The organism is Salmonella sp. SA15303, from assembly GCF_029962125.1.
In the GTDB taxonomy this organism is placed as follows: domain Bacteria; phylum Pseudomonadota; class Gammaproteobacteria; order Enterobacterales; family Enterobacteriaceae; genus Salmonella; species Salmonella enterica.
The window spans coordinates 648,471-674,024 of record NZ_CP123924.1 but is presented as its reverse complement, the minus strand read 5'-3'; the positions used below and the strand labels follow the sequence as shown (position 1 = coordinate 674,024).

General features: G+C 53.5%; 20 protein-coding genes, 1 tRNA gene and 1 pseudogene. 11 read left to right on the top strand and 11 right to left on the bottom strand.

The window, feature by feature from the left end; translation table 11 throughout:
- Positions 1–21 precede the first annotated feature (21 nt).
- Together glnE and QEN31_RS03230 are read right to left on the bottom strand one after the other, a co-directional pair.
- Complete coding sequence (glnE, locus tag QEN31_RS03235) at positions 22–2,865, bottom strand: bifunctional [glutamate--ammonia ligase]-adenylyl-L-tyrosine phosphorylase/[glutamate--ammonia-ligase] adenylyltransferase (RefSeq protein ID WP_000188309.1); 2,844 nt, start codon at positions 2,863–2,865, stop codon at positions 22–24.
- Between the two features lie 117 nt (positions 2,866–2,982).
- The gene (locus QEN31_RS03230; protein ID WP_000046230.1) at positions 2,983–4,284 is read right to left on the bottom strand and encodes a CYTH domain-containing protein; all 1,302 of its coding nucleotides are present in this window, start codon (positions 4,282–4,284) and stop codon (positions 2,983–2,985) included.
- Positions 4,285–4,525: 241 nt separating this feature from the next.
- On the opposite strand from QEN31_RS03230, the gene QEN31_RS03225 reads away from it, so the two are divergent.
- Both QEN31_RS03225 and QEN31_RS03220 read left to right on the top strand, forming a co-directional pair.
- The gene (locus QEN31_RS03225) at positions 4,526–5,140 is read left to right on the top strand and encodes a TIGR04211 family SH3 domain-containing protein (protein WP_001125344.1); all 615 of its coding nucleotides are present in this window, start codon (positions 4,526–4,528) and stop codon (positions 5,138–5,140) included.
- Between the two features lie 62 nt (positions 5,141–5,202).
- Complete coding sequence (locus QEN31_RS03220; RefSeq protein ID WP_000708443.1) at positions 5,203–6,444, top strand: multifunctional CCA addition/repair protein; 1,242 nt, start codon at positions 5,203–5,205, stop codon at positions 6,442–6,444.
- 104 nt (positions 6,445–6,548) lie between these two features.
- On the opposite strand, the gene bacA is transcribed toward QEN31_RS03220, so the two are convergent.
- The gene (bacA, locus tag QEN31_RS03215) at positions 6,549–7,370 is read right to left on the bottom strand and encodes an undecaprenyl-diphosphate phosphatase (RefSeq protein ID WP_001281933.1); all 822 of its coding nucleotides are present in this window, start codon (positions 7,368–7,370) and stop codon (positions 6,549–6,551) included.
- A gap of 97 nt (positions 7,371–7,467) precedes the next feature.
- Entirely contained in the window at positions 7,468–7,827 is a 360-nt protein-coding gene (folB, locus tag QEN31_RS03210) for a bifunctional dihydroneopterin aldolase/7,8-dihydroneopterin epimerase (RefSeq protein WP_000355776.1), read from the bottom strand.
- Between the two features lie 106 nt (positions 7,828–7,933).
- On the opposite strand from folB, the gene plsY reads away from it, so the two are divergent.
- Positions 7,934–8,545 carry a glycerol-3-phosphate 1-O-acyltransferase PlsY gene (gene plsY, locus QEN31_RS03205; RefSeq protein WP_099949605.1) on the top strand — a complete coding sequence of 204 codons (612 nt, stop codon included), beginning with the start codon at positions 7,934–7,936 and terminating at the stop codon, positions 8,543–8,545.
- Positions 8,529–8,673 (top strand): annotated as a pseudogene (locus tag QEN31_RS03200) (fumarate hydratase); the annotation flags it as partial. The gene plsY and the pseudogene QEN31_RS03200, both read left to right, overlap by 17 nt.
- Here the strand turns inward: QEN31_RS03200 and QEN31_RS03195 are convergent.
- Together QEN31_RS03195 and tsaD are read right to left on the bottom strand one after the other, a co-directional pair.
- Positions 8,629–8,772: a hypothetical protein gene (locus QEN31_RS03195; RefSeq protein WP_001135050.1), complete on the bottom strand. Its 144-nt coding sequence runs from the start codon at positions 8,770–8,772 to the stop codon at positions 8,629–8,631. The pseudogene QEN31_RS03200 and the gene QEN31_RS03195 sit on opposite strands and share 45 nt — an antisense overlap.
- Before the next feature lie 23 nt (positions 8,773–8,795).
- Entirely contained in the window at positions 8,796–9,809 is a 1,014-nt protein-coding gene (tsaD, locus tag QEN31_RS03190; protein WP_001264394.1) for a tRNA (adenosine(37)-N6)-threonylcarbamoyltransferase complex transferase subunit TsaD, read from the bottom strand.
- A 227-nt stretch (positions 9,810–10,036) separates the two neighbouring features.
- Between tsaD and rpsU the strand changes: the two genes are divergently transcribed.
- The 3 genes from rpsU to rpoD all read left to right on the top strand — a co-directional run bounded on the left by rpsU (position 10,037) and on the right by rpoD (position 14,230).
- Positions 10,037–10,252 (top strand): 30S ribosomal protein S21, encoded by a 216-nt coding sequence (rpsU, locus tag QEN31_RS03185; RefSeq protein WP_001144069.1) that lies wholly within the window; start codon positions 10,037–10,039, stop codon positions 10,250–10,252.
- Between the two features lie 235 nt (positions 10,253–10,487).
- Positions 10,488–12,233: a DNA primase gene (gene dnaG / locus QEN31_RS03180; protein WP_000918865.1), complete on the top strand. Its 1,746-nt coding sequence runs from the start codon at positions 10,488–10,490 to the stop codon at positions 12,231–12,233.
- A gap of 149 nt (positions 12,234–12,382) precedes the next feature.
- On the top strand, positions 12,383–14,230 hold the full coding sequence (gene rpoD, locus QEN31_RS03175; RefSeq protein ID WP_064239875.1) for an RNA polymerase sigma factor RpoD: 1,848 nt from the start codon (positions 12,383–12,385) through the stop codon (positions 14,228–14,230).
- Positions 14,231–14,353: 123 nt separating this feature from the next.
- Here rpoD and mug read toward each other — a convergent pair whose 3' ends face one another.
- Positions 14,354–14,860: a G/U mismatch-specific DNA glycosylase gene (mug, locus tag QEN31_RS03170; protein WP_000237776.1), complete on the bottom strand. Its 507-nt coding sequence runs from the start codon at positions 14,858–14,860 to the stop codon at positions 14,354–14,356.
- 125 nt (positions 14,861–14,985) lie between these two features.
- On the opposite strand from mug, the gene QEN31_RS03165 reads away from it, so the two are divergent.
- Positions 14,986–15,061: transfer RNA gene (locus tag QEN31_RS03165), tRNA-Ile, on the top strand.
- 79 nt (positions 15,062–15,140) lie between these two features.
- Here the strand turns inward: QEN31_RS03165 and QEN31_RS03160 are convergent.
- Positions 15,141–15,908, bottom strand: coding sequence for a siderophore-interacting protein (locus QEN31_RS03160; RefSeq protein ID WP_000213760.1), 768 nt, complete (start codon positions 15,906–15,908; stop codon positions 15,141–15,143).
- 231 nt (positions 15,909–16,139) lie between these two features.
- Here QEN31_RS03160 and QEN31_RS03155 point away from each other — a divergent pair, with 231 nt between their 5' ends.
- On the top strand, positions 16,140–16,787 hold the full coding sequence (locus QEN31_RS03155) for a PadR family transcriptional regulator (protein WP_000983441.1): 648 nt from the start codon (positions 16,140–16,142) through the stop codon (positions 16,785–16,787).
- On the opposite strand, the gene QEN31_RS03150 is transcribed toward QEN31_RS03155, so the two are convergent.
- On the bottom strand, positions 16,784–18,349 hold the full coding sequence (locus QEN31_RS03150; protein WP_000478472.1) for a methyl-accepting chemotaxis protein: 1,566 nt from the start codon (positions 18,347–18,349) through the stop codon (positions 16,784–16,786). The two genes, QEN31_RS03155 and QEN31_RS03150, sit on opposite strands and share 4 nt — an antisense overlap.
- 387 nt (positions 18,350–18,736) lie before the next feature.
- Positions 18,737–20,257, bottom strand: a complete 1,521-nt coding sequence (locus QEN31_RS03145; protein WP_000094651.1) for a methyl-accepting chemotaxis protein — start codon at positions 20,255–20,257, stop codon at positions 18,737–18,739.
- Positions 20,258–20,686: 429 nt separating this feature from the next.
- Between QEN31_RS03145 and ygjG the strand changes: the two genes are divergently transcribed.
- Positions 20,687–22,066, top strand: coding sequence for a putrescine aminotransferase (gene ygjG, locus QEN31_RS03140; RefSeq protein ID WP_001520281.1), 1,380 nt, complete (start codon positions 20,687–20,689; stop codon positions 22,064–22,066).
- A 170-nt stretch (positions 22,067–22,236) separates the two neighbouring features.
- Positions 22,237–24,255 (top strand): NADPH-dependent 2,4-dienoyl-CoA reductase, encoded by a 2,019-nt coding sequence (locus QEN31_RS03135; RefSeq protein ID WP_000121523.1) that lies wholly within the window; start codon positions 22,237–22,239, stop codon positions 24,253–24,255.
- A gap of 80 nt (positions 24,256–24,335) precedes the next feature.
- Here QEN31_RS03135 and rlmG read toward each other — a convergent pair whose 3' ends face one another.
- A complete protein-coding gene (gene rlmG, locus QEN31_RS03130) occupies positions 24,336–25,472 on the bottom strand; it encodes a 23S rRNA (guanine(1835)-N(2))-methyltransferase RlmG (protein ID WP_000019989.1) in 1,137 nt (378 codons plus the stop codon).
- Positions 25,473–25,554 lie beyond the last annotated feature (82 nt).

Genomic DNA, 25,554 nt, shown 5'->3' with positions numbered 1-25,554 from the left:
TGCGCGCGATAATAGCATAATTCAAACGGCTACCAGCCACTTCCGCCAGCTTGCCTGCACCAGCGCGCGCTCTTTGCTAAAACACGTCTGCGCCACATGACCGGGAAGCTCCTGCAACGCCAGGTGGTGCAGTTCATCACGCAGTGTGGTGTAGGCTACCGTCAGCGCCTGCGCCTCGTGTTCATCCATAATGCCGTTTTGCGCCAGAAGCTCCAGGATGCGCACGTTATCAGACCAGCGCGTTAATTTAGGTTTTTCATGAGCGTAGCGCAGTACCAGATATTGCGCGATAAACTCAATATCCGTAATACCGCCTTCATCAGCTTTAATATCAAAACGATCACGATGCTTATTGCCGAGATGCGCCCGCATTTTCTCGCGCATTTCACGCACTTCAGTCTGCAATGTCTTGCCGTCGCGCGCCGTCGTCATGATAGTGCGGCGCACCGCATCAAACTGTGAGGTAAGCTGCGGGTCGCCATATACCACGCGAGCGCGTACCAATGCCTGATGTTCCCAGGTCCAGGCTTCATGCTGCTGATAATCGGCAAACGCGTCCGCTGAAGTCACCAGCATTCCCGCCGCGCCAGAGGGGCGTAGACGCGCATCCACCTCATACAAAATGCCGGAGGAAGTGCGCGTACTGAACAGATGCATAATGCGCTGCGCCAGGCGCAGATAAAACTGCCGCCCGTCGATTTCGCGTTCGCCGTTGGTCATGACGTCCATCGGACAGTCATGCAGGAAGATGAGATCCAGATCGGAACTGTAGCCCAGCTCCCATCCGCCCAACTTGCCATAACCGACAACCGCAAACCCCCGCCCCTGGCGCTCGTCCAGATGCGCTGGCTGACCATAACGCGCAACCATTTGCGTCCACGCCTGCTGCACCACAGCATCAATCATCGCCTCCGCCAGCCATGTGAGGTGATCGCTTACTTTCATCACCGGCAGCGTACCGGCAATATCCGCCGCCGCAATCCGCAAAAGCTGTGCCTGTTTAAACTGGCGTAATGCCTCCAGTTGTTGTTCTTCGTCCTCTTCCGGCACGCGCAGCAAATATTGGCGTAATTCGTCGCGGTAAGCGTCGGTAGCCGTCGGCTGATAAAGCGTGCCGGGGTCGAGCAGTTCATCAAGCAACAACGGATAACGCGCCAATTGGCTCGCTATCATTGGCGAAGCGGCGCAGAGCATAATCAGGTGTTTCAGCGCGCCGGGAAATTCGCTCAGCAGCTCCAGATAGGTGGTGCGAGTGACAATCCCCGCCAGCAACGGCGTTATCCGCGATAGCGTAACAGCGGCGTCTTCGCGAGAACAGACATCAGCAAGCAGGTGCGGCATCAGTTGGTCCAGCACTTGCCGCCCGCGCGGGCCGATAGGGCGTTTATCCAGTTCCTTACGGAAGTCAGCGATGAGGGTCAGAACCTGTCGCCGCTCCTCATCGGCTAAATGCGCCAGCACTGGCGTCGAATCATCCTCCTGTAGCGCATCCTGCCATACTTCACGCCACGGCTCTGAACGTTCTTCCTCCTGCGGGGTATCGGCTTCATCATCGCCAATTAATTCGTTGAATACGCGGCGTACATTAGCCATATGATCCGTCAGTTCACCAACAAGCTGCGGCCAGTTCTCCGCCTTCATTCCCCAGGCCAGCCGCGCCCGATTCAGATCGTCGGCAGGCAACGTTTGCGTCTGTTCGTCATTGATGCTTTGCAGCAGATTCTCCAGACGACGTAGAAAAAGATAGGCCACGCGCAGTTGCGCCACGTCATTCTCAGGCAGCAAATGCAGCGCAGCGATAGCATCCAGCGTCGGCAGTAACGAACGCGACTGTAGCGACGGCTCGCGTCCGCCGCGGATGAGCTGGAATACCTGCACGATAAACTCAATTTCACGAATACCGCCCGCGCCAAGTTTAATGTTGTCTTTCAAACCGCGGCGTCGCACTTCGCGGGCGATCATCCCTTTCATATTACGTAGCGACTGGATGACGCTGAAATCGATATAGCGGCGGAAAACGAAAGGCCGCAGCATGGCGCGTAATTCACGAGACCAGGCGTCGTCGTTATCGCCCATTAGCCGCGCTTTCACCATGGCGTAGCGTTCCCAGTCGCGTCCTTGCTCCTGATAGTAATCCTCCAGCGCGGCAAAACTCAGTACCAGCGGGCCGCTGTCGCCAAACGGTCGCAGGCGCATGTCCACCCGATAGACAAAACCGTCCATTGTGGGCTGATCCAGCGCTTTGATCAGCCGCTGCCCGAGACGCGTAAAAAACTGGGCGTTATCGAGTTCACGACGCCCGCCCCGGGTCTCGCCATGTTCCGGCCAGGCGAAAATCAGATCGATATCAGACGAAAAATTCAGTTCGCCGCCGCCCAGCTTGCCCATGCCTAAAATCAACAGCGGCTGCGGAACGCCCTGCGGGTTACAGGGGGTTCCCCATTCGCGGCAACAGGCGGCATACAGCCAGTCGCGCGCCCCCACAATGAGCGTCTCCGCCAGATGGCTCAACTGTTGTAAAATAGTCTCATCGTCCACCAGCGACAGCGTCTGCGCCCAGGCGATGCGTACCATGATGCGACGACGAAAAAACCTCAGTTCACGCATCAGCGAGGCGTCGTCACAGACACCTGCCAACGCCTCCTGTAACCAGCCAGCATAATGTCGCCATTCATCAGCCTGCGGCGATGCGGATTCCAGTTCGGCAAGCCACTCCGGATGCGCTATCACGCTATCCAGCGCAAAATCGCTAAATGTAAGTACTGACTTCGCCTGCACGCTAAGCGATGTCTCAGTAAATCCTTCTGGTAGGCGCTCAACAACGGTCTGCCAGTACTGCGATAAGGGTGAAGAGAGCGGCGTCATTTAGGGGATATCCTTTAAATAATGCCGGGTGGCGGCGTTTCGCCTGATCCGGCCTACAAGTCCGCATACCGTAAGCCTGATAAGCGCAGCGTCATCAGGCGCTTTCTACGGTTCTGATTATCGTTTTCCGCTGTGCAACCAGAACGGCTGCTGGTTGATGGCCTCATTACGGAAATGTTCAATTTCAATACGTTGCCCGGTAATAATGGCGTGACGCAATCCCTGCCAGTTCTCCAGCCATGCCTGCGCGACCATCGCATCATAATACCCGGCCAGCAGTAAAACGCTGTCAATATCGCGAGTCAAACGCGGCAACTGGTCGCGATATTTATCACCCAGCGGTTGTCCAAAAACTTTTTTTAATTCAGCAGCATGACGAGAAAGATGAATGTCGGCGAAACGCTTAAAAGAATCGGCCATTTTGGCCTGCGCCTTCGCGTCCAGAAATGGCTGCCAGGCTTTCGTCACCAGCCATTCCGTCAATGCCAGTTTCGCCATCGCCGTTTGCGTACTATAAACGGCTGTGACGGCGGACACCGCGGATGTCATCGTCGCTTCCGCCTGGGTAAGTAGATCACGTAAGTGAGCGCTCGCTTTACGCGGAACAATGCCACCAAAGAGCATTAAGGCATGGCGCACCAACCCCATAGCATCCAGCACGTGTTCTTTCGCCGACTTGTCGCCGCGCAGCCAGAGCTCTTCATGGTACTGCCACTGTGACAACGCCAGATCCAGCGAGGCCTCCAGCCCTTGCTCTACCGTGGCTTTCGCGGCGGTCCGCAGAATTGTCGTTGGTGTATTCTCTCGCGGCGCATTCCCCTGCGCCAGGTGATAACCTCGCGCCGCCTTACTCAGACTGCCCTGACGCAAACCGGTTTGCGACAGCAGTTGCTTCGCCAGTTTTAACACGGCGCGCGTATCGCCGCGAAGCAACTCAAGCTCCAGCTCACAAATCGGTTCGGCAAACTCGCCCGCTTTTACGTCGCCGAGATCGAGCGCAATTTCAATCCTGCTGCCGTCAACGTCCAGACACCATTTTTCCCGGTAAAAATCGGTACTGAACAGCGGCTGTACGCTTGATGCCAGGCCGGCGGGCAGGTTGCCATCCGGCCAGACCTCCGCCGGAAGTTGCGTCAGATCCAGCACGGGTTCGCTTAGCGCGACATTGTATTCGGGTCGCTGGTGCAGCCCCCCCGTTACCCGGCCGGCAATTTTCATGGTCATTTCATAGCGCCCATTTTCACCACGAATACGCAGCCCCATATCATGGCGGCGTAGCCAGTTATCAGGCGTTTCGAAGTAGATATTCAGCAACTGGCTGGGCGCATGATGCTCGCCGCCGAGCGTATGAAGATGATTTCGCAGCGCATCTACGGCGTCGTGATTGACGATAAACTTTAATTCGATTTCCTGAGCCATGGCCTTGTACTTATGGGTTATGTCACATCTGGGAAGATTCTTGGCGAACTTACCCGCATTATTTTTGTCAGTAGATAGTATTTTGCGCCAAATTGCCATGCAACGAGCAATTTGACGGGCGTAAAAGTTTGACGTAGCGGCAAAGGCGACACAGATGATTCCGATTGATGTCGACTACTTTGCGTAGCGACACTGATGCCGTTACTATCGTTCCACTTTCTCTGACAATAACGACAGCCTGATGCCAAAATTACGCCTGATTGGACTAACTTTACTTGCGCTTAGCGCCACCGCCGTCTCTCATGCTGAAGAGACGCGTTACGTTTCTGATGAACTGAATACCTGGGTCCGCAGCGGTCCGGGAGATAATTATCGCCTTGTGGGTACCGTCAACGCCGGCGAGGAAGTCACGCTCTTACAGAGCGATGCCAACTATGGTCAAATCAAAGACAGTTCTGGTCGTACTGCCTGGATACCGTTAAAAGAACTGAATACCACGCCAAGCCTGCGTACCCGCGTGCCGGATCTGGAAAATCAGGTCAAAACGTTGACTGATAAACTCAACAATATTGATACCACGTGGAATCAGCGCACCGCCGATATGCAGCAGAAAGTGGCGCAAAGCGACAGCGTCATCAACGGGCTAAAAGAAGAGAACCAGAAGCTGAAAAACGAGCTGATTGTCGCGCAGAAAAAAGTTAGCGCCGCGAATCTGCAACTGGATGACAAACAGCGCACCATTATTATGCAGTGGTTTATGTATGGCGGCGGCGTATTGGGTATTGGCTTGCTGTTAGGGCTGGTGCTGCCGCATATGATCCCAAGCCGTAAACGCAAAGACCGCTGGATGAACTAAATCGCCTTCTCTGCGGCACTGTCTTATCATTAGAGGATGATCGTTTTTAAAAGGAAAGTGGCGTGAAGATTTATCTGGTCGGTGGTGCGGTTCGGGATGCGTTGTTAGGGCTACCGGTTAAAGATAAAGATTGGGTCGTTGTCGGCGCCACGCCGCAGGAGATGCTTGATGCGGGCTACCAGCAGGTAGGCCGTGATTTTCCTGTGTTTCTCCATCCGCAAACTCACGAAGAATACGCGCTGGCGCGTACTGAGCGTAAATCCGGTTCCGGCTACACGGGCTTCACCTGTTATGCCGCGCCGGACGTTACCCTGGAAGCCGATCTCCAGCGTCGCGATCTGACCATTAATGCTCTGGCGCGCGACGATGCCGGCCAGATTATCGACCCTTACCACGGGCGCCGGGATCTGGAGGCACGTCTACTGCGCCATGTCTCTCCCGCGTTTGGCGAAGATCCCTTGCGCGTATTGCGCGTGGCGCGTTTTGCTGCCCGTTACGCTCATCTTAGTTTCCGTATCGCCGATGAAACACTGGCGCTAATGCGCGAAATGACCGCGGCAGGCGAGCTGGAACATCTGACGCCGGAACGGGTATGGAAAGAGACGGAAAATGCGCTTACCACCCGCAATCCGCAGGTTTACTTCCAGGTATTGCGCGACTGCGGCGCCCTGCGCGTCCTGTTTCCGGAAATCGACGCCCTGTTTGGCGTACCCGCGCCGGCAAAGTGGCATCCGGAAATTGATACCGGAGTTCATACGTTGATGACGCTGTCGATGGCCGCCATGCTCAGTCCGCAGCTTGATGTCCGTTTCGCCACGCTTTGTCATGATCTGGGCAAAGGCTTAACGCCGAAAAACCTCTGGCCGCGCCATCATGGCCACGGCCCGGCGGGCGTGAAACTGGTCGAACAGTTATGCCAGCGTTTGCGCGTCCCCAATGACCTGCGTGATTTAGCTAAACTGGTCGCCGAATACCATGATCTGATCCACACCTTTCCGATACTCCAGCCGAAAACGATCGTTAAGCTGTTTGACGCCATTGATGCATGGCGTAAACCGCAGCGCGTCGAGCAGATTGCGCTGACCAGCGAAGCCGATGTCCGTGGACGTACCGGATTTGAAGCGTCGGATTACCCGCAGGGGCGCTGGCTGCGCGAAGCCTGGCAGGTGGCCCAAGCGGTACCGACGAAAGAGGTGGTGGAGGCCGGATTTAAGGGCATTGAGATTCGCGAGGAGCTGACGAAGCGACGAATTGCAGCGGTCGCCAACTGGAAAGAGAAGCGCTGCCCGAACCCCGCCAGCTAAACGCCATCCGGCACGATAAATTGCCTGATGGCGCTGCGCTTATCAGACCGACAAAACAGTTAGGCCGGACAAGGCGGTACTCCGCCATCCGGCACGGTCAATCATCAGAAGAAGACAACGTAAACGGCAGCCGCCACCACAAAGCGGTAAATCGCAAACGGAATAAACGAGATACGCTTAATCAGTTGCAGGAAGGTCTTGATAGCGATCAGCGCCACCACAAACGCCGTCACAAAGCCCACCGCGAACATTGGAATATCCGCTGCGGTCAGGAATGACCAACTTTTGTAGAGATCCAGAACCGTTGCGCCCATCATCATCGGCACAGCCAGTAAGAACGAGAACTCAGAGGCGGCGTAACGGCTGACGCCCATCAGCATCCCACCGGAAATGGTCGCTCCGGAACGCGAGAAGCCCGGCCACAGCGCCAGACACTGGAAACAGCCAATCATAAACGCCTGACGATACGTCATATCATCCAGCCCCGGCGCGCGCGGTTCTTTCGGCTTCAGGCACTCGGCGGCAATCAGCAACAGACCGCCTACCACCAGCGCGTACATCACGTTAATTGGGTTAAATAGCGACTTGATCGTGTCATGAAAGACTAACCCCAGCACCACCGCCGGAATCATGCCCAGCAGGATGTGAATCAACGTTAATCGACCTTTACTTTCACCTTCACGCTGTAGCGGGCGGCCAAAGTGAATACCGATGAGACCAAACAACCGCCGCCAGAACATCACCACGACCGCCAGAATAGATCCAAGTTGAATCACCACTTCGAATGTCTTGGCCGTATCGCCTTCAAACCCCAGCAGATGACCCACAATAATCATATGGCCCGTGCTGGATACCGGCAAAAACTCCGTCAATCCTTCGACCACACCCAAAATTGCCGCTATCAGCAGCGAGTGCATATCGCTCATCAATAAACCCCTAAAATGAAAAACACTGCAAAAATGGATCTCGCGTTAAGACCCCATATATAACCGTTTGGTTTAAAAAATATAAAATTATTTATTTTTATTTCAGATTATTGCCACGCTCAATAATTACCCCTACGTTCGCCGCGCGCGCGACGGCGCCAGGCTTACTCAGTTTGATGCGAACCCACGGAGAATTGAATCGGCTAAGCAGCAGATCCGCCACCTCTTCCGCCACACGCTCGACCAGAGCAAAACGCCCGCCTTCAACATGATTTATCACCGTGTCGGCGATATCCGCGTAACTTAGACAATCTGCGACATCATCGCTTTTCGCCGACTTGCGGTTATCCCATGCCATTTCGATATCGAACACCAGTTTTTGCTCGATAGTCTGTTCCCAGTCGTAAACACCGATAGTGGTGATTACCGAAAGTTGCTCTATAAATACAATATCCATCACGACCTGCCTGCTTTTTGGCTAACCCGGATACCACTTCCGGCGAAATGTGCGTATTATCCACAGAAATAGTAAATAAAACGACACTTTCAATACGGAACAGCTTATGAGTGCAATCGCGCCTGGAATGATCCTCTTCGCGTACCTCTGCGGCTCAATTTCCAGTGCCATTCTGGTTTGCCGCATCGCCGGGCTGCCCGATCCGCGAGAAAGCGGCTCCGGCAACCCGGGCGCGACGAACGTATTACGAATCGGTGGCAAGGGAGCGGCTGTCGCGGTACTTATTTTTGACATCCTTAAAGGTATGTTGCCCGTCTGGGGCGCGTATGCGTTAGGCGTTACCCCTTTCTGGCTGGGGCTTATCGCTATCGCCGCCTGTCTGGGGCATATCTGGCCGGTCTTTTTTGGCTTTAAAGGTGGGAAAGGCGTAGCAACCGCGTTTGGCGCCATCGCGCCCATCGGCTGGGATTTAACCGGCGTCATGGCAGGCACCTGGCTGCTGACGGTCCTGTTAAGCGGTTATTCATCGTTAGGGGCGATTGTCAGCGCCTTGATTGCGCCGTTTTACGTCTGGTGGTTTAAACCGCAGTTCACCTTCCCGGTATCGATGCTGTCATGTCTCATTTTGCTGCGCCATCATGACAACATCCAGCGTCTGTGGCGTCGCCAGGAGACGAAAATCTGGACGAAGCTGAAAAAGAAACGCCACAAAGATTGAGCTGGAGCTGCGTCTGGAAGAGGGCCGCAACCGTCTGGGGATCGGCCCACAAGGGTTGACCGGCAATAGCTCGGTTGATGGGCTTACATATCGAATCCGCCGCGCGTCACCCTTCCACCATTGGCGTGGTTAGGCGCGATTTTCGGCCTGATCTTCCTGGTGCTGCTGATCGTCTCCAGGCTGTTGTGGATGCCCGTCGTTTTGCTGTAAACCCGTTGGGGCGGCATGATGTCGCCCCCTTTCTCCGCTTTTACGCCGCCGGCAGCTCGGCCAGCGGCCAGCGCGGACGTACCGTTACGCCAAGATCCGCCGTAACGCCCGCCTTAAACCGCACCATTCCGGCATAGGCGATCATCGCCCCGTTGTCGGTACAAAACTCCGGACGCGCATAGAACACTTCGCCGCGGCGTTTTTGCATCATTTCGGCAAGCTTCGCGCGCAGCGTGCGGTTAGCGCTGACGCCGCCCGCCATGACCAGACGCTTAAAACCGGTGCTTTCCAGCGCGCGCTTGCACTTGATCATCAGCGTATCCACGACCGCATCTTCAAAAGCGCGCGCGATATCAGCGCGAGTTTGTTCGTCGCCGCCATTACTACGAATGGTGTTAGCGGCAAAGGTTTTCAGACCGGAAAAACTAAAATCCAGCCCCGGACGATCGGTCATCGGGCGCGGAAAGACAAAACGCCCCGCCGTCCCCTGCGACGCCATTTTCGACAGCATCGGGCCGCCAGGATAATCCAGCCCCAACAATTTGGCGGTTTTATCAAACGCTTCACCGGCGGCATCGTCAATCGACTCTCCCAGCAGTTCGTACTGACCGATTCCGGTCACGCTAATGAGCTGCGTATGTCCGCCGGAGACCAGTAGCGCCACAAACGGGAATTCCGGGGGATTATCTTCCAGCATTGGCGCCAGCAGATGACCTTCCATATGGTGTACAGGAATGGCCGGCACATTCCAGGCAAATGCCAGTGAACGCCCGACGGTTGCGCCGACCAGCAGCGCGCCGACCAGGCCCGGGCCTGCGGTATAGGCCACCGCGTCGATATCGCTCGCCGTCAGACCGGCTTCTTTTAATGCCGCCTGAATCAGCGGCACGGTTTTACGCACATGATCGCGGGAAGCCAGTTCAGGCACTACGCCGCCGTAGTCAGCATGTAATTTCACCTGACTATACAATTGGTTGGCTAACAGACCCTTTTTGTCGTCGTAAATAGCGATGCCGGTTTCATCGCAGGATGTTTCAATACCCAGTACACGCATGACTTGTTTTACCTCGCTCTAATACCGCGCAGTGTAGGTCGAATGCGGGTGGATGTATACCCTCAGTCCCGACTTCGTGTATACTCCCTCCCCTTATAAAAGTCCCTTTCAAAAAAGGCCGCGGTGCTTTACAAAGCAGCAGCAATTGCAGTAAAATTCCGCACCATTTTGAAATAAGCTGGCGTTGATGCCAGCGGCAAACCGAATTAATCAAAGGTGAGAGGCACATGCCGGTAATTAAAGTACGTGAAAACGAGCCGTTCGACGTAGCTCTGCGTCGCTTCAAGCGTTCCTGCGAAAAAGCAGGTGTTCTGGCGGAAGTTCGTCGTCGTGAGTTCTATGAAAAACCGACGACCGAACGTAAGCGCGCTAAAGCTTCTGCAGTGAAACGTCACGCGAAGAAACTGGCTCGCGAAAACGCACGCCGTACTCGTCTGTACTAATCTTTTGAGAGCGGGCTGCTCTCAATTCAGATCGAGTTGTAGTTGTAAGGCCGTGCTTCCGAAAGGAATGCGCGGCTTGTTTTCGTTTATGCATTAGCATATACACAAAATCATTCATGCTGCGTCCAGGCGGCAAGAGAGTAAATCCCCGGCGCTTACGCAAGTCAGCGACAGGGGTGAGCAAACGTAGCCAACACTACGGCAGCCTGAAGAATGACGTGTATAAAAGGGGCATATGGCTGGACGAATCCCACGCGTATTCATTAATGACCTGCTGGCGAGAACCGATATCGTCGATCTGATCGACGTGCGCGTAAAACTCAAGAAACAGGGCAAGAACTATCACGCGTGTTGTCCATTCCATAATGAGAAAACCCCTTCTTTCACCGTAAACGGTGAAAAACAGTTTTATCACTGCTTTGGATGCGGCGCGCATGGCAATGCGATCGACTTTTTGATGAATTACGACAAGCTCGAATTTGTCGAAACCGTCGAAGAATTAGCGGCCATGCATAACCTGGAAATTCCCTATGAAGCAGGCACCGGGCTTAGCCAGATAGAGCGCCATCAACGGCAAAACCTCTATCAGTTGATGAATGGTCTGAATGACTTTTATCAGCAGTCGCTTACCCATCCTGCGGCAAAACCTGCGCGTGACTATCTGCAAAAGCGCGGTCTGAGCGCTGAAATTATTCAGCGTTTCGCCATTGGCTTCGCGCCGCCAGGGTGGGATAACGCGTTAAAGCGCTTCGGTAATAACAGCGATAACAAGGCATTGTTGCTGGATGCCGGGATGCTGGTCAATAACGAGCAGGGCAGCACTTACGATCGTTTCCGTAATCGGGTCATGTTCCCTATTCGGGACAAACGCGGCAGGGTGATTGGTTTTGGCGGTCGAGTACTGGGGAACGACACGCCGAAATACCTTAACTCTCCGGAAACGGACATTTTCCATAAAGGCCGCCAGCTATATGGTCTTTATGAGGCTCAGCAATATAGTGCTGAACCGCAACGCTTGCTTGTGGTCGAAGGTTATATGGATGTCGTCGCACTAGCGCAATACGACATTAACTATGCGGTCGCTTCGCTGGGTACCTCAACCACGGCAGACCATATGCATATGTTATTCCGGGCGACGAACAACGTAATTTGCTGTTACGACGGCGACCGGGCTGGCCGTGATGCCGCCTGGAGAGCGCTGGAAACAGCAATGCCTTATATGACCGACGGTCGGCAGGTACGCTTTATGTTTTTACCTGACGGCGAAGACCCGGATACGCTGGTGCGTAAAGAAGGCAAGGCGGCTTTTGAAGCGCGGATGGAGCAGGCGCAGCCGCTCTCTACGTTTCTGTTTAATAGCCTCCTGCCGCAGGTGGATTTAAGCTCGCCGGATGGCAGCACGCAGTTAGCCGCACTGGCGCTGCCGCTCATTAATCAGGTGCCTGGCGACGCACACCGTATTCAGTTGCGCCAGACGTTGGGGCTGAAGTTAGGCATTTTCGATGATAGTCAGCTTGATCGTTTAGTGCCAAAACAGGCGGAAAGCGGCGTTTCCCGCCCGGCTCCGCAGCTAAAACGCACGACCATGCGTATACTGATAGGATTACTGGTGCAAAACCCGGATCTCGCGCCGTTAGTGCCGCCCTTAGACGCGCTGGATCAGAATAAGCTGCCTGGACTTGGCTTATTTAAAGAATTGGTCAAAACTTGTTTGGCTCAGCCAGGTCTTACTACCGGACAACTTCTGGAACTCTACCGTGGCACAAATGATGCTGCGACCCTTGAAAAATTATCGATGTGGGACGATATAGCAGATAAGGCGATTGCCGAAAAGACCTTTACCGACTCACTCAACCATATGTTTGATTCGCTGCTGCAACTGCGACAAGAAGAGCTGATCGCTCGCGATCGCACTCACGGTTTAAGCAGCGAAGAACGCCGAGAGCTCTGGACGTTAAACCAGGAGCTGGCCAGAAAATGAATTTAACGGCTTAAATGCCGCATATCGATCGGGAAGCCCCCGACAGCCGCAGTGAGAGGCAGCGGCCAAAATATAAGTATGCCCTCGCTTTAAATGTCGACAGCTATACCGTCGACACCAATCAAACGAATAAGTGTGGATACCGTCTTATGGAGCAAAACCCGCAGTCACAGCTGAAACTTCTTGTCACCCGTGGTAAGGAGCAAGGCTATCTGACCTATGCTGAGGTCAATGACCATCTGCCGGAAGATATCGTCGATTCAGATCAAATTGAAGATATCATCCAAATGATCAACGACATGGGTATTCAGGTAATGGAAGAAGCGCCTGATGCCGATGATCTGCTGCTGGCTGAAAATACCACCAGCACCGATGAAGATGCGGAAGAAGCTGCTGCACAAGTTCTGTCCAGTGTTGAGTCTGAAATCGGTCGTACGACTGACCCGGTACGCATGTATATGCGTGAAATGGGTACTGTTGAACTGTTGACCCGGGAAGGCGAAATCGACATCGCTAAACGTATCGAAGACGGGATCAACCAGGTTCAATGCTCCGTTGCCGAATACCCGGAAGCCATTACCTATCTGCTGGAACAGTACGAGCGCGTTGAGGCTGAAGAGGCTCGTTTGTCCGATCTTATCACCGGCTTTGTCGATCCGAACGCGGAAGAAGAGATGGCGCCGACCGCAACTCACGTCGGTTCTGAACTCTCCCAGGAAGACCTGGATGATGACGAAGACGAAGATGAAGAAGACGGCGACGATGACGCCGCCGATGACGACAACAGCATTGACCCTGAACTGGCACGCGAAAAATTCGCTGAGCTGCGCGCGCAATACGTCGTTACGCGCGACACCATCAAAGCGAAAGGCCGCAGCCATGCTGCCGCGCAGGAAGAGATTCTGAAGCTGTCTGAAGTGTTCAAACAGTTCCGTCTGGTACCGAAGCAATTCGACTATCTGGTCAACAGTATGCGCGTGATGATGGATCGCGTGCGTACCCAGGAACGTCTGATCATGAAGCTCTGCGTCGAGCAGTGCAAAATGCCGAAGAAGAACTTTATCACGCTGTTTACCGGTAATGAAACCAGCGAAACCTGGTTCAATGCCGCTATCGCGATGAACAAACCGTGGTCGGAAAAACTGCACGATGTCGCGGAAGAAGTGCAACGCTGCCTGCAAAAACTGCGGCAGATTGAAGAAGAGACCGGTCTGACCATCGAACAGGTGAAAGACATCAACCGTCGCATGTCCATCGGGGAAGCGAAAGCCCGCCGTGCGAAGAAAGAGATGGTTGAAGCGAACTTGCGTCTGGTTATTTCTATCGCTAAGAAATACACCAACCGTGGCTTGCAATTCCTTGATCTGATTCAGGAAGGCAACATCGGTCTGATGAAAGCGGTAGATAAGTTCGAATACCGTCGCGGCTACAAATTCTCCACCTATGCAACCTGGTGGATCCGTCAGGCGATCACCCGTTCTATCGCCGATCAGGCGCGCACCATCCGTATTCCGGTGCATATGATTGAGACCATCAACAAGCTCAACCGTATTTCTCGCCAGATGCTGCAAGAGATGGGCCGCGAGCCAACGCCGGAAGAGCTGGCTGAACGGATGCTGATGCCGGAAGATAAAATTCGTAAGGTGCTAAAGATTGCCAAAGAGCCAATCTCCATGGAAACGCCGATCGGCGACGATGAAGATTCGCATCTGGGTGATTTCATCGAGGATACCACCCTCGAGCTGCCGCTGGACTCTGCCACTACCGAGAGCCTGCGTGCCGCCACTCACGACGTTTTGGCTGGCCTGACCGCTCGTGAAGCGAAAGTGCTGCGTATGCGTTTCGGTATCGATATGAACACCGACCACACGCTGGAAGAAGTGGGTAAACAGTTCGATGTTACCCGCGAACGTATCCGTCAGATCGAAGCGAAGGCGCTGCGTAAACTGCGCCACCCGAGCCGTTCTGAAGTGCTGCGCAGCTTCCTCGACGATTAATTCGCCGCACACGTATAAACGCCGCCGCAAGGCGGCGTTTTTTTATCAGGCCATGCGCAAGCGCCCTATTTGGCCTGCAGAATTTCTACACAGCGCGAGTATTCGCGCCCTCATTCCCCATTGCTATAGCCCACGCATAATGAGCGCTTGATCCAGTTCGCGATAGGCCTCGACCAGTTTTTCCGTTTTAATTCGGTTTAAGCCGCTGGGATTCGGCAACACCCACACCATCGTCGCGCCAATGGCGATCTTTTGTTTACCCCAGGCGATACCGCGCTGGCTGAACCCCTGTTCAAAAGCCTGTTTACCAAGCACCGCCAGCGCCGCGGGCTGGTAGTCCTCTATTTTTTCAATCAGGTTTCGTCCGCCGCTACGTAATTCATGCAACTTCACCTCAGTCGCTTGTACCGTCGGTCGGTCGACGAGTTTCGTTACCCCGCAGCGAAAATCCAGTAATTTTTCCGCCTCTTCCGGTTTCAACTGTCGATCGGTGAAACCGGCCAAATGAATAACTTTCCAAAAACGATTCGCGGGATGCGCAAACGGAAAGCCGGTATTCGCCGAGGAGAGTCCCGGATTGATGCCGCAAAAAACCACCCGTAGCCCTGGCGCCAGTATGTCCTTAACCATTATTACTCCTGAGCAATACAACGTTCTTTAAGTATAACGGGTTGAAAACACATTGTTTATAAAAACAGCACCCGCACGGTTACGGCTGGATTACAGCGTAAAGTTACATTATAATCCACCGCCACGGCCCCTTAGCTCAGTGGTTAGAGCAGGCGACTCATAATCGCTTGGTCGCTGGTTCAAGTCCAGCAGGGGCCACCAAATTTTAGCTTTAAAATCATATAATTAAGCCACTCTAAAGAGTGGCCTTTTTGTTTCTGACAGGGCTCACCCCATACCGCTATTTACGATGCCAATAGGCTGCCGCACGTACCAGGTGTGGATCAAACCCCTTTTCAAAGCACTGACTTAAACGTTTTACCGTTTTGCCTTCGCCAGTAATCCAGATGAAATAGTCTGATTCTGGTATTGTCAGCTGCGACAGGCGCGTTTGCATTGCCTGTTCATCGCCGCCAACAACATATTCCACAGTAATATCCGTCAAATGGGCGAGATAATCGCGGTATGCCGCATCCTGAATGCTCACCAGCGCGGTTACCGCAGGGCGCACAGGCAGACGGCTAAGCGATTCCAGACGACGACGTAGCGCAGGCATACCGGACTCATCGCAGACATAAACCTGACAGGCATACTCTTCCGGCACCACCAGCGAACCGCGCGGCCCGCCGATCGTCAGTGTATCGCCTTCACGGGCTTCCATTGCCCAACGGCTGGCTACGCCGCCATCGTGGATAAAGAAATCCAGCGCCAGCTCGCGACGCGCCTCGTCATACAGCGGCGTGTAATCCCTGGAGACCGGGCGAACGCCCTCCCCCCAGATAATGCCTTCCTCAGTGACTGTCGGAGGCGTAAAGCGACAGCCTGGCTCAGGGAAAAAAACTTTCGTGTGATCGTCAAAGCCCAGGGAGATGAAACCGTCCAGCGCCTCGCCGCCAAGTACGATCCGCTGAAATCCTGCGCTAATACGTTCTACCCGCAGAACGATCAGCTCGCGAAAACGCAGCTCATTACGAACACGCTGTGGGTAGCGTACGGATGATGTCGTCATTTTTTGCCTTCGTGAAGTAATACGATATATCTAAATTAAAGTTTTAAATGATAATGATTGTTAATCAGTAAAAATGCAACTGTTTTTTGATAGTGTTCTGGCAACACATCGCTAATCACAACTTCAAAATAAAACGTTATAAATTAATAGATTATATCAACAATCGCTTTTATCCTTGCTAAAAACCATCATTTAGATATAAATTAGATATATCTAAATAAGCAGGAGGCAATGATGCAAAATCAACATGAAGGGTGTTGCAAAAACCGGGATCATATGCACGATGGTTGCTGCAAAGATCGAGAACATCAGCATGAAGGCTGCCATAGCGCGCATCAGCATGAGAACGCCAGTTGCGGCGGCGAGCACCGTCACGGACACGGCTGTGGTCGTCATGGACAGGGCGGTGGTCGACGTCAGCGATTTTTTGGCCACGGGGAACTTCGGCTGGTCATTCTTGATATCCTGACCCGGGACGCCAGCCACGGCTATGAACTGATTAAAGCGATAGAAAACCTGACGGGGGGCGGCTATACGCCAAGCGCTGGTGTGATCTACCCTACGCTGGATTTTTTACAGGATCAGCAATTTATCACGATTAGCGACGAAGAAGGCGGGCGGAAAAAAATCGCGATTACCGCGAACGGCGCGCAATGGCTTGATGAAAATCGCGAACACCTGACGCATATTCAGGCGCGGCTAAAAGCCCGTTGTGTGGGCATGGAGTTACGTAAAAATCCGCAGATGAAGCGGGCGCTGGATAACTTCAAGGCCGTGCTGGATCTGCGGATAAACCACAGCGATATCAACGACGCGCAAATCAAACGCATTATCGGCGTGATTGATCGCGCGGCGCTGGAAATCGCCGAACTGGATTAAGCGGGCTGCGTGTCCTCTTCGCGGACGCGGAACACGTTAACCAGCTCTTTTAAATGTAACGCCTGTTCGTTCAGCGACGCCGCGGCGGCAACAGACTCTTCCACAAGGCAGGAGTTTTGTTGCGTGGCGGCGTCAATCAGGCCAATCGCGCTGTTAATCTGCGAAATACCGTCAGTTTGCTCACGGCTGGCCTGCCCAATCTCGCGTAATATCACATCCATCTCTTCGACGTTATCCACCATGCCATTAATCAGGGCGCTGGCTTTCTCCACCAGGTGCATCCCTTCCTGAGTCTGACTGGTTGAATCTTCAATCAAATTACGGATTTCACTGGCTGACGAGGCGCTCTTTTGCGCCAACTGGCGAACCTCTCCGGCGACAACGGCAAAACCACGTCCATGTTCGCCCGCACGCGCCGCTTCAACCGCCGCGTTCAGCGCCAGAATATTGGTCTGAAAGGCAATGGAATCAATGATATTGATGATATCCGACATACGATTTGCCGTATCGTTAATGACGCGCATTTTCTGCGTCACTTGATTCATCATCTCCCCATTGTTTTTCACTACGCTGGCGGCGCCGGCAGAGAGTTTGGTCGCTTCACTGGTATGGTCAGCTGTGTTTTTAACCGTGGCGGTAATCTGTTCCATCGACGCCGCCGTTTCTTCAACCGAGCTGGCCTGTTCTTCCGTACGCGCGGCCAAATCCTGGTTACCGGCGACAATTTGCGCCGCCGCCGTGGAGATACTCTCCGAACCGTTTTGCACTTCCTGTACGATATCCAGCAGACGCGTTTTCATCGCCATTAATGCTTGCAGTAGTACGCCTGTTTCATCTTTATAGTCGGTGGTGATATGGCGAGTCAGATCGCCATCGGCAATCGCCTCGGCAAAGCGTACCGCTTCATCAAGCGGTCGGGTAATGGAACGTACGATATACCATCCCATTACGCATCCGGCAGCGATGCTTATCAGCGCCAGGGTAATTAACAGCGTCCGGTTAGTTTTAAAATCTCCTTCGACCTGCACGCCCGCGTTGTGCATCTGCGCATCCTGAACGGCGATAAGTTCCTGAACTTTGTCCTTATAGACCTTTTGCACTTGCACCGTTCTGGTCATCATCTCCTGAATGGCCGCCTGACGATTATGGCTTTGAATATCTTGCAAAATACGGAATCTGGACTCCAGGTATTGCTGGCGCGCTTCACGGATCTCGGTAATGATTTTCTGCGAAGCCGCATCGTGACGATTGCTGGAAAGCTCATCCAGTAACGCCGTAATACGCTGGCTTATTTCATCCAGCTCTTTCTGCGAACTCTGGCTCCAGCGCCCCTCTTCATCCAGTAACATGAGCTGCTGCGCGATGATGAAATCATTAAAATTATCGATTAACAGATTGGCTTTCACCGTGGTGGGATAATCATTGGTAATAATGTTCTGCATACCCGTATTAGCCCGATCAAGGCTAAACAAAGACAGAGCGGAACTCACCACCATGAGAACAATGAATAAGCCAAAGGCCATAAATAATTTTGAACGTATTTTAATGTTATGCAAAAACATATTTTCTCCCTGGGATTGCATATCCTCATACAGGAAGATTTATCGGCAATAATGTTACTAACTTTATGATATTGATCGCTTTTTATTTCGGAACATTATTAGTAAGTAATATTTATTGTTCACAGAAAGATGAACCAAAAGTGACATAAATTGGCACTAATAATGAAAGAAATACGCTAAAAGGTTAACCATTTCTTATTTATTAACTGAGTTTATACCTATTAATAGGTAGACAAGGGAGAAGGAATAAATATCACATTATTTTTAACATCACAGGCCACTGATACTCTCTATGATGGCAGGCACCGCCTTCTATCAGAGCGCATCCGCCCGGTAAGCCTGTTGCTACCGGGCGGATGTCATTACCATTGCTACCTACAAATAAACTTAATGCAGTACCGTGACCGCATCCTCCAGCCGGCTGGCACGGTGTTTTACCATTGCGGAGACTTGTGCGCTCTCTTCCACCAGCGCCGCATTTTTCTGGGTTATGCGGTTCAACTCGTCCACGGCGCGGGTCAGGCTGGAAAGCCCATCTGTCTGTTCCTGCGTCGACTGACTGATACGTGCGATAAGCAGGGTGACATTTTGCACCTGAGCTACAATGTCATCCATGGTACGGCCTGCGGCGTGAACCTGCTCGGAGCCTGACTGCACCTTTGTTGCGCTGGCATCAATTAATTTACGAATATCGTTCGCCGCATTAGCGCTGCGGCTGGCAAGATGGCGTACCTCGCCAGCAACCACGGCAAACCCTTTCCCCTGCTCGCCCGCTCTCGCCGCTTCTACCGCCGCATTCAGCGCCAGGATATTCGTCTGAAAAGCGATATCGTTAATTAGCGTGGTGATCGTCCCGATACGTTGCGTACTGTGAGCGATATCATCCATCGTTTTAATCACCGTATCCATCGCCTCACCTCCCTGAGTCGCCGCGCTACTGGCCGCCATGGAAAGCTTATCCGCAGCGGAAGCCGTCTCGGAATTGAGCTTCACGGACTCCGCCATCTGGTTCATGGTCGTTACCGTTTCCTGAACATTCTCCACGGTCTGACGGGTGTGTTCGTTCAGATCATTATTACCCTTCGCCAGCCTTTCACTGCCGTTTCTGACGCTGGAAACCTGACTTGATACGTCATTGATCAGCCAGCGGCACATCAAGCCAAGCTGCCCCACGGCCCTCAGCGTCAGCCCCAACTCATCGCTACGATTAAGATGTTGTACGCTGTTGCGTTCGCCGGTCGCCACTTTCAGCGCCTGCGTCGCCACATTTTCAATGGGACGCACAATTTGCCATTCCAATAGCGCCGTACCTGCCAGCATCGCCAACGCGCCCAACAGCAACGCCTGCCATGAGGCATCCGTACCGAACAACGCCAACGCCAGCATTACGGCCATTAGCCCCATAATGCTACGCACTCGCCAGCGAACAGGCATAGCGGGCAGTTTGCCCAGCAAACCCTGACGAACCACCAGGCCTTTATGAATTCGTTTACTACACCGCCCTTCATTTAGCGCCTGATATAAAGGCTCGACGGCGGCAACCTCATCATCCGTGGCGCGGGTACGGATCGACATATATCCAGTCACACGCCCTTCACGTATCATCGGTACCGCGTTGGCCCGCACCCAATAATGGTCGCCGTTTTTACGCCGGTTTTTCACAATGCCGCTCCACGGTTCGCCCTGTTTTAGGGTGTACCACATATCTGCGAAGGCAGCTTTCGGCATATCCGGATGACGCACCAGATTATGTGGCTGCGCCAGTAACTCGTTTAACTGATAGCCGCTCACTTGGACAAAAGTGTCATTGGCGTGAGTGATATAGCTTTCCAGGTCGGTCGTAGACATCAGAGTGGTATCATCATCCAGCGGGGTATTTAGCTGGCTGACGTAGGGATGAGAAGACATGATAGCGTCCTGTGCAGGTTATCTGGATGTTAATTTTTCGCTCAGATGTTATTTCGGCGCTAATCTATTTATCTTTAGTTGTTAAAATTGCTCTGGATCGCAATTTGCGATTAATCCTTAATATTTGTACGATTTTCACCTCATCCTGCGCCTTATTTTCATTATGAAATTGTTTAGCGTGGACAACCTTTTTCTTTAAAATCTGCCCTGGCTCACCTTTTTCTCACGCCGCCGCTAACGCAACACACCGTAAACCGTAAAACAAGATCTGCTCAAAATGCATCCAATTGTTAACGCATGATATTAAATGTTGTGTAAATGTGATTATTCCTGGTGTTTATCCCGATTTTCACTATGGGCTTAGACCCCCGCTAATCCCTGCAATACTTAATTCAGTATCATGTGATACACGGCCCTCTGGAGCTCATTTTGAACAGGTTACCTTCCAGCGCATCGGCTTTGGCCTGTAGCGCGCACGCACTGAATCTCATCGAGAAGCGAACGCTAAACCATGAGGAAATGAAAGCACTAAACCGAGAGGTCATTGACTACTTTAAAGAGCATGTAAATCCAGGATTTCTGGAATACCGGAAATCTGTTACCGCCGGCGGGGATTACGGAGCCGTAGAGTGGCAAGCGGGCAGTTTGAATACGCTTGTCGACACCCAGGGGCAGGAGTTTATCGACTGTCTTGGGGGGTTTGGCATCTTTAACGTGGGGCACCGTAATCCTGTTGTGGTATCCGCCGTCCAGAATCAACTCGCAAAACAACCTCTCCACAGCCAGGAGTTACTTGATCCCTTGCGGGCGATGCTGGCAAAAACGCTGGCGGCGCTGACACCGGGGAAACTCAAGTACAGCTTTTTCTGTAACAGCGGCACCGAATCCGTCGAAGCGGCGCTAAAACTGGCAAAAGCGTATCAGTCGCCGCGCGGCAAGTTTACCTTTATCGCCACCAGCGGCGCATTTCATGGCAAATCATTGGGCGCGCTCTCCGCCACGGCCAAATCCACCTTCCGCAGACCCTTTATGCCTTTACTGCCGGGCTTCCGCCATGTGCCGTTTGGCAATATCGACGCGATGAGCATGGCATTTAGCGAAGGCAAAAAAACGGGCGACGAGATAGCAGCCGTGATTCTGGAGCCTATTCAGGGTGAAGGCGGCGTGATCCTGCCGCCGCAGGGATACCTGACAGAGGTACGTAAGCTCTGTGATGAATTCGGCGCTCTGATGATTCTGGATGAAGTACAAACCGGCATGGGGCGTACCGGCAAGATGTTTGCCTGCGAGCACGAAAATGTGCAGCCTGATATTCTGTGTCTGGCGAAAGCCCTGGGCGGCGGCGTGATGCCGATTGGCGCCACCATCGCGACTGAGGAGGTGTTTTCGGTTCTGTTCGACAATCCCTTCCTGCATACCACCACTTTTGGCGGTAATCCGCTGGCTTGTGCTGCCGCGCTGGCGACCATTAACGTCCTGCTGGAGCAAAATCTCCCGGCCCAGGCGGAACAAAAAGGCGATACGCTCCTGGATGGTTTTCGACAACTTGCGCGTGAATATCCCAATCTGGTACACGATGCGCGCGGCAAAGGTATGTTGATGGCCATTGAATTTGTCGACAACGAAACGGGCTACCGTTTTGCCAGTGAGATGTTCCGTCAACGCGTGCTGGTCGCTGGTACGCTGAATAATGCGAAAACAATTCGTATCGAGCCACCGCTCACGCTAACCATTGAACTGTGCGAACAGGTATTGAAATCAGCGCGTAATGCGCTGGCGGCAATGCAGGTGAGCGTTGAAGAGGTTTAAAAACGATGCCGGATGGCGCTGTGCTTATCCGGCCTGTTTTCCCCGGGTCGCGGCCTCTTTTTTGAATCCCATCACAATCACCACATTCCCCTTTTCCCTTTTACCTCGCGACGGCTACAGTAGTAACTCATCCGACCACATAACAATAATTTTACATACTGGATACGCTTATGAGCTACCCGTCGCTGTTCGCCCCGCTCGATCTGGGCTTTACTACTCTCAGAAACCGTGTGCTGATGGGATCGATGCACACGGGTCTGGAGGAACATCCTGATGGCGCTGAGCGCCTGGCGGCATTTTATGCCGAGCGCGCGCGACACGGCGTAGCGTTAATCGTCACCGGCGGTATTGCGCCCGTTCCCTCCGGGGTCGTGATGACCGGCGGCGCGATGCTGAACGATGCCAGCCAGTTAACGCCTCACCGCGTGGTGACCGATGCCGTACATGCGCAAGGCGGTAAAATCGCGCTGCAAATTCTGCACACCGGGCGTTACAGCTATCAGCCGCACCTGGTCGCGCCGTCGGCAATTCAGGCGCCAATCAACCGCTTTATGCCGCATGAACTGACGCATGATGAAATCTTGCAGTTAATCGACGACTTCGCGCATTGCGCGCAACTGGCGCGGGAAGCAGGCTACGACGGCGTAGAGGTGATGGGATCAGAGGGCTATCTGATTAATGAATTTCTCACGCGGCGAACTAACCATCGCGATGACGAATGGGGCGGCGACTATGCCAGCCGTATGCGCTTCGCGGTTGAGGTAGTACGCGCGGTACGCCAGCGGGTAGGGAACGACTTTATTATTATCTATCGCCTGTCGATGCTCGATCTGGTGGAAAATGGCGGCACGTTCGACGAAACGGTACAACTGGCGCAAGCCATTGAAGCCGCAGGCGCAAGCCTAATTAATACCGGCATTGGCTGGCATGAGGCGCGAATCCCGACCATCGCCACGCCAGTACCGCGTGGCGCCTTTAGCTGGGTGACGCGGAAACTCAAAGGTCATGTGTCGGTTCCGCTGATCGCGACCAATCGCATTAACGATCCGCAGGTCGCCGAGACGATCCTGACGCGCGGCGATGCCGATATGGTGTCGATGGCGCGTCCCTTCCTTGCCGATGCCGAATTCCTGACTAAAGCGCAATCCGGACGCGCAGATGAGATCAACACCTGTATCGGCTGTAATCAGGCCTGTCTGGATCGGATCTTCATCGGCAAAGTGACCTCCTGTCTGGTGAACCCGCGCGCCTGTCACGAAACCCACATGCCGATAACGCCGGCCATACGCAAAAAGAACCTGGCCGTTGTCGGCGCAGGCCCGGCGGGGCTGGCTTTCGCGATTAACGCCGCGTCGCGCGGCCATCATGTCACGCTGTTTGACGCTCAGAGTGAAATTGGCGGTCAGTTTACTATCGCCAGGCAGATCCCGGGTAAAGAGGAGTTTTACGAAACGCTGCGCTACTACCGTCGAATGATCGATGTTACTGGCGTTACGCTGAAACTGAACCAACGGGTGAACGCAGAGGATCTTCAGCCGTTTGACGAAGCGATCCTCGCTTGTGGAATAGTACCGCGCCGCCCGCCGATAGACGGTATCGATCATCCAAAAGCATTGACCTACCTGGAGGTATTGCGCGATAAGGCGCCGGTTGGTAAGCGAGTGGCGATCATCGGCTGCGGCGGGATCGGTTTTGACACGGCCATGTATCTGAGCCAGCACGGCGAATCCACCAGCCAAAATATTGCTGAATTTTGTACGGAATGGGGAATTGATACCAGCCTGCAACAGGCAGGCGGTCTGCGCCCGGAAGGCCCGCGCCTGGCACGTAGTCCACGGCAAATCGTCATGCTGCAACGCAAAACCAGCAAGCCGGGCGAAGGGTTAGGTAAAACCACCGGCTGGATCCATCGCGCGACGTTACTGGCGCGCGGCGTGAAGATGATCCCGGCGGTCAGTTACCAGAAGATCGACGACGACGGATTACATCTCTTGATCGGCGGCGAACCGCAGTTGCTGGAAGTGGATCATGTGGTGATCTGCGCCGGACAGGAACCTCGCCGCGAGCTGGCGGACCCGTTACGCGCCGCAGGTAAAACGGTACATCTTATCGGCGGATGCGATGTCGCGATGGAGCTGGATGCCCGACGGGCGATTGCCCAGGGCACCCGACTGGCACTGGAGATTTAACGACTTTGCCTGATGGCGCTACGCTTATCGGGCTTACGCCGTCATACCGGTTTTATAGGCCGGTATGACGCTTGAGCGCCTTATCGACGGCGTCCCTGCTTCACCGCTTTCAAAATGACAAATTTATTGTTGGTTGCTATCGTCGCGCAATTACCGAAAATCTTCTTCAGCTTGTGGAAATAGTCCAGATGGCGGTTCGCCACAATATACAGTTCGCCGTTGATTTTCAGGCAGCGGCGGGCGTGATGGAACATCTCCCAGGCGATATTGTCCGTCAGCGCATGTTTCTGGTGGAACGGCGGATTGCAGAACACCGCGTTAAAACGGAACGGCTCCACGCCGGAGAGCGCGTTGTTGATCATAAATTCGCAGCGTTCGAATGCTTCCGGCAGGTTCGTTTCTACATTCAAACGGCTGGAATCTACCGCCATCGGCGATTCATCGACAAATACTACGTTCGCCTGCGGATTTTTCGCCAGTAAGCTCAGGCCAATCACCCCATTGCCGCAGCCGAGATCGACAATCTCCCCGTCGAGGTTTTCCGGCAAATGCTGCATAAAGAAGCGCGCGCCGATATCCAATCCGGTACGAGAAAACACATTCGCGTGGTTGTGAATCGTCCAGCCTGTATCTTCCAGTTTCCAGCTTAGCGTTTGCGGCGCGTCGGCCAGTTGCGGATGACTGAAGGTACAGTTAATCAGGCGCGCTTTCTTCCACGCCAGCGTCGTCGTGGTTGGGCCCAGCACTTTTTCAAACAGTTCCAGCGTAGAGGTATGAATATCACGCGCTTTCGCGCCGGCGATAATACGCGTTTGCGCCGTAACGACCTTACGCAAAGCGCGTAACTGCTGTTCCAGCAACGCCAGCGTTTTCGGTACCTTAATCAATACCACGCCCGGCGCCTGCGGGTAGTCAGCGGTACTGTCGAGAAACGTTACGCTGGACTCCGCGATGCCGTTATGGCGTAAATTCTCTCGCGTACCCAGTTCGCTTAAATACGAATCGCCAATACTGTATGGCGAATGCTCCGCCAGCGCACAGCTTAGCGCGCCAAACGTATCATTCAGGATCAGCACCGGGCCGCGAATTTCCGTCTCATCCAACTGTTGCAGCAGATACTCATCGGCCGCCTCCCACGCCAGAAGCGGGTTAACATCATCCGTTTGCGGAAAACGTTTCAGCGTCAGTGAACGGAAACCGTCGTCTACGTGGCTCATTAGGCCTCCTGAATGGTAAAATTGCGGCGTTATCCCTGAAAAGGGTGCGTGAGTATACACTTTTTATCAGCAACATGGAGCT

Excerpts from the sequence above, each read along its gene's own strand:
- QEN31_RS03225 (WP_001125344.1), top strand. The coding sequence starts at position 4,526 with ATGCCAAAATTACGCCTGATTGGACTAACTTTACTTGCGCTTAGCGCC.
- dnaG (WP_000918865.1), top strand. The coding sequence starts at position 10,488 with ATGGCTGGACGAATCCCACGCGTATTCATTAATGACCTGCTGGCGAGA.
- plsY (WP_099949605.1), top strand. The coding sequence starts at position 7,934 with ATGAGTGCAATCGCGCCTGGAATGATCCTCTTCGCGTACCTCTGCGGC.
- rlmG (WP_000019989.1), bottom strand. The coding sequence starts at position 25,472 with ATGAGCCACGTAGACGACGGTTTCCGTTCACTGACGCTGAAACGTTTT.
- QEN31_RS03155 (WP_000983441.1), top strand. The coding sequence starts at position 16,140 with ATGATGCAAAATCAACATGAAGGGTGTTGCAAAAACCGGGATCATATG.
- rpoD (WP_064239875.1), top strand. The coding sequence starts at position 12,383 with ATGGAGCAAAACCCGCAGTCACAGCTGAAACTTCTTGTCACCCGTGGT.
- QEN31_RS03135 (WP_000121523.1), top strand. The coding sequence starts at position 22,237 with ATGAGCTACCCGTCGCTGTTCGCCCCGCTCGATCTGGGCTTTACTACT.
- tsaD (WP_001264394.1), bottom strand. The coding sequence starts at position 9,809 with ATGCGTGTACTGGGTATTGAAACATCCTGCGATGAAACCGGCATCGCT.
- QEN31_RS03150 (WP_000478472.1), bottom strand. The coding sequence starts at position 18,349 with ATGTTTTTGCATAACATTAAAATACGTTCAAAATTATTTATGGCCTTT.
- glnE (WP_000188309.1), bottom strand. The coding sequence starts at position 2,865 with ATGACGCCGCTCTCTTCACCCTTATCGCAGTACTGGCAGACCGTTGTT.
- QEN31_RS03195 (WP_001135050.1), bottom strand. The coding sequence starts at position 8,772 with ATGCCGCCCCAACGGGTTTACAGCAAAACGACGGGCATCCACAACAGC.
- mug (WP_000237776.1), bottom strand. The coding sequence starts at position 14,860 with ATGGTTAAGGACATACTGGCGCCAGGGCTACGGGTGGTTTTTTGCGGC.
- rpsU (WP_001144069.1), top strand. The coding sequence starts at position 10,037 with ATGCCGGTAATTAAAGTACGTGAAAACGAGCCGTTCGACGTAGCTCTG.
- QEN31_RS03160 (WP_000213760.1), bottom strand. The coding sequence starts at position 15,908 with ATGACGACATCATCCGTACGCTACCCACAGCGTGTTCGTAATGAGCTG.
- QEN31_RS03230 (WP_000046230.1), bottom strand. The coding sequence starts at position 4,284 with ATGGCTCAGGAAATCGAATTAAAGTTTATCGTCAATCACGACGCCGTA.
- bacA (WP_001281933.1), bottom strand. The coding sequence starts at position 7,370 with ATGAGCGATATGCACTCGCTGCTGATAGCGGCAATTTTGGGTGTGGTC.
- QEN31_RS03145 (WP_000094651.1), bottom strand. The coding sequence starts at position 20,257 with ATGTCTTCTCATCCCTACGTCAGCCAGCTAAATACCCCGCTGGATGAT.
- folB (WP_000355776.1), bottom strand. The coding sequence starts at position 7,827 with ATGGATATTGTATTTATAGAGCAACTTTCGGTAATCACCACTATCGGT.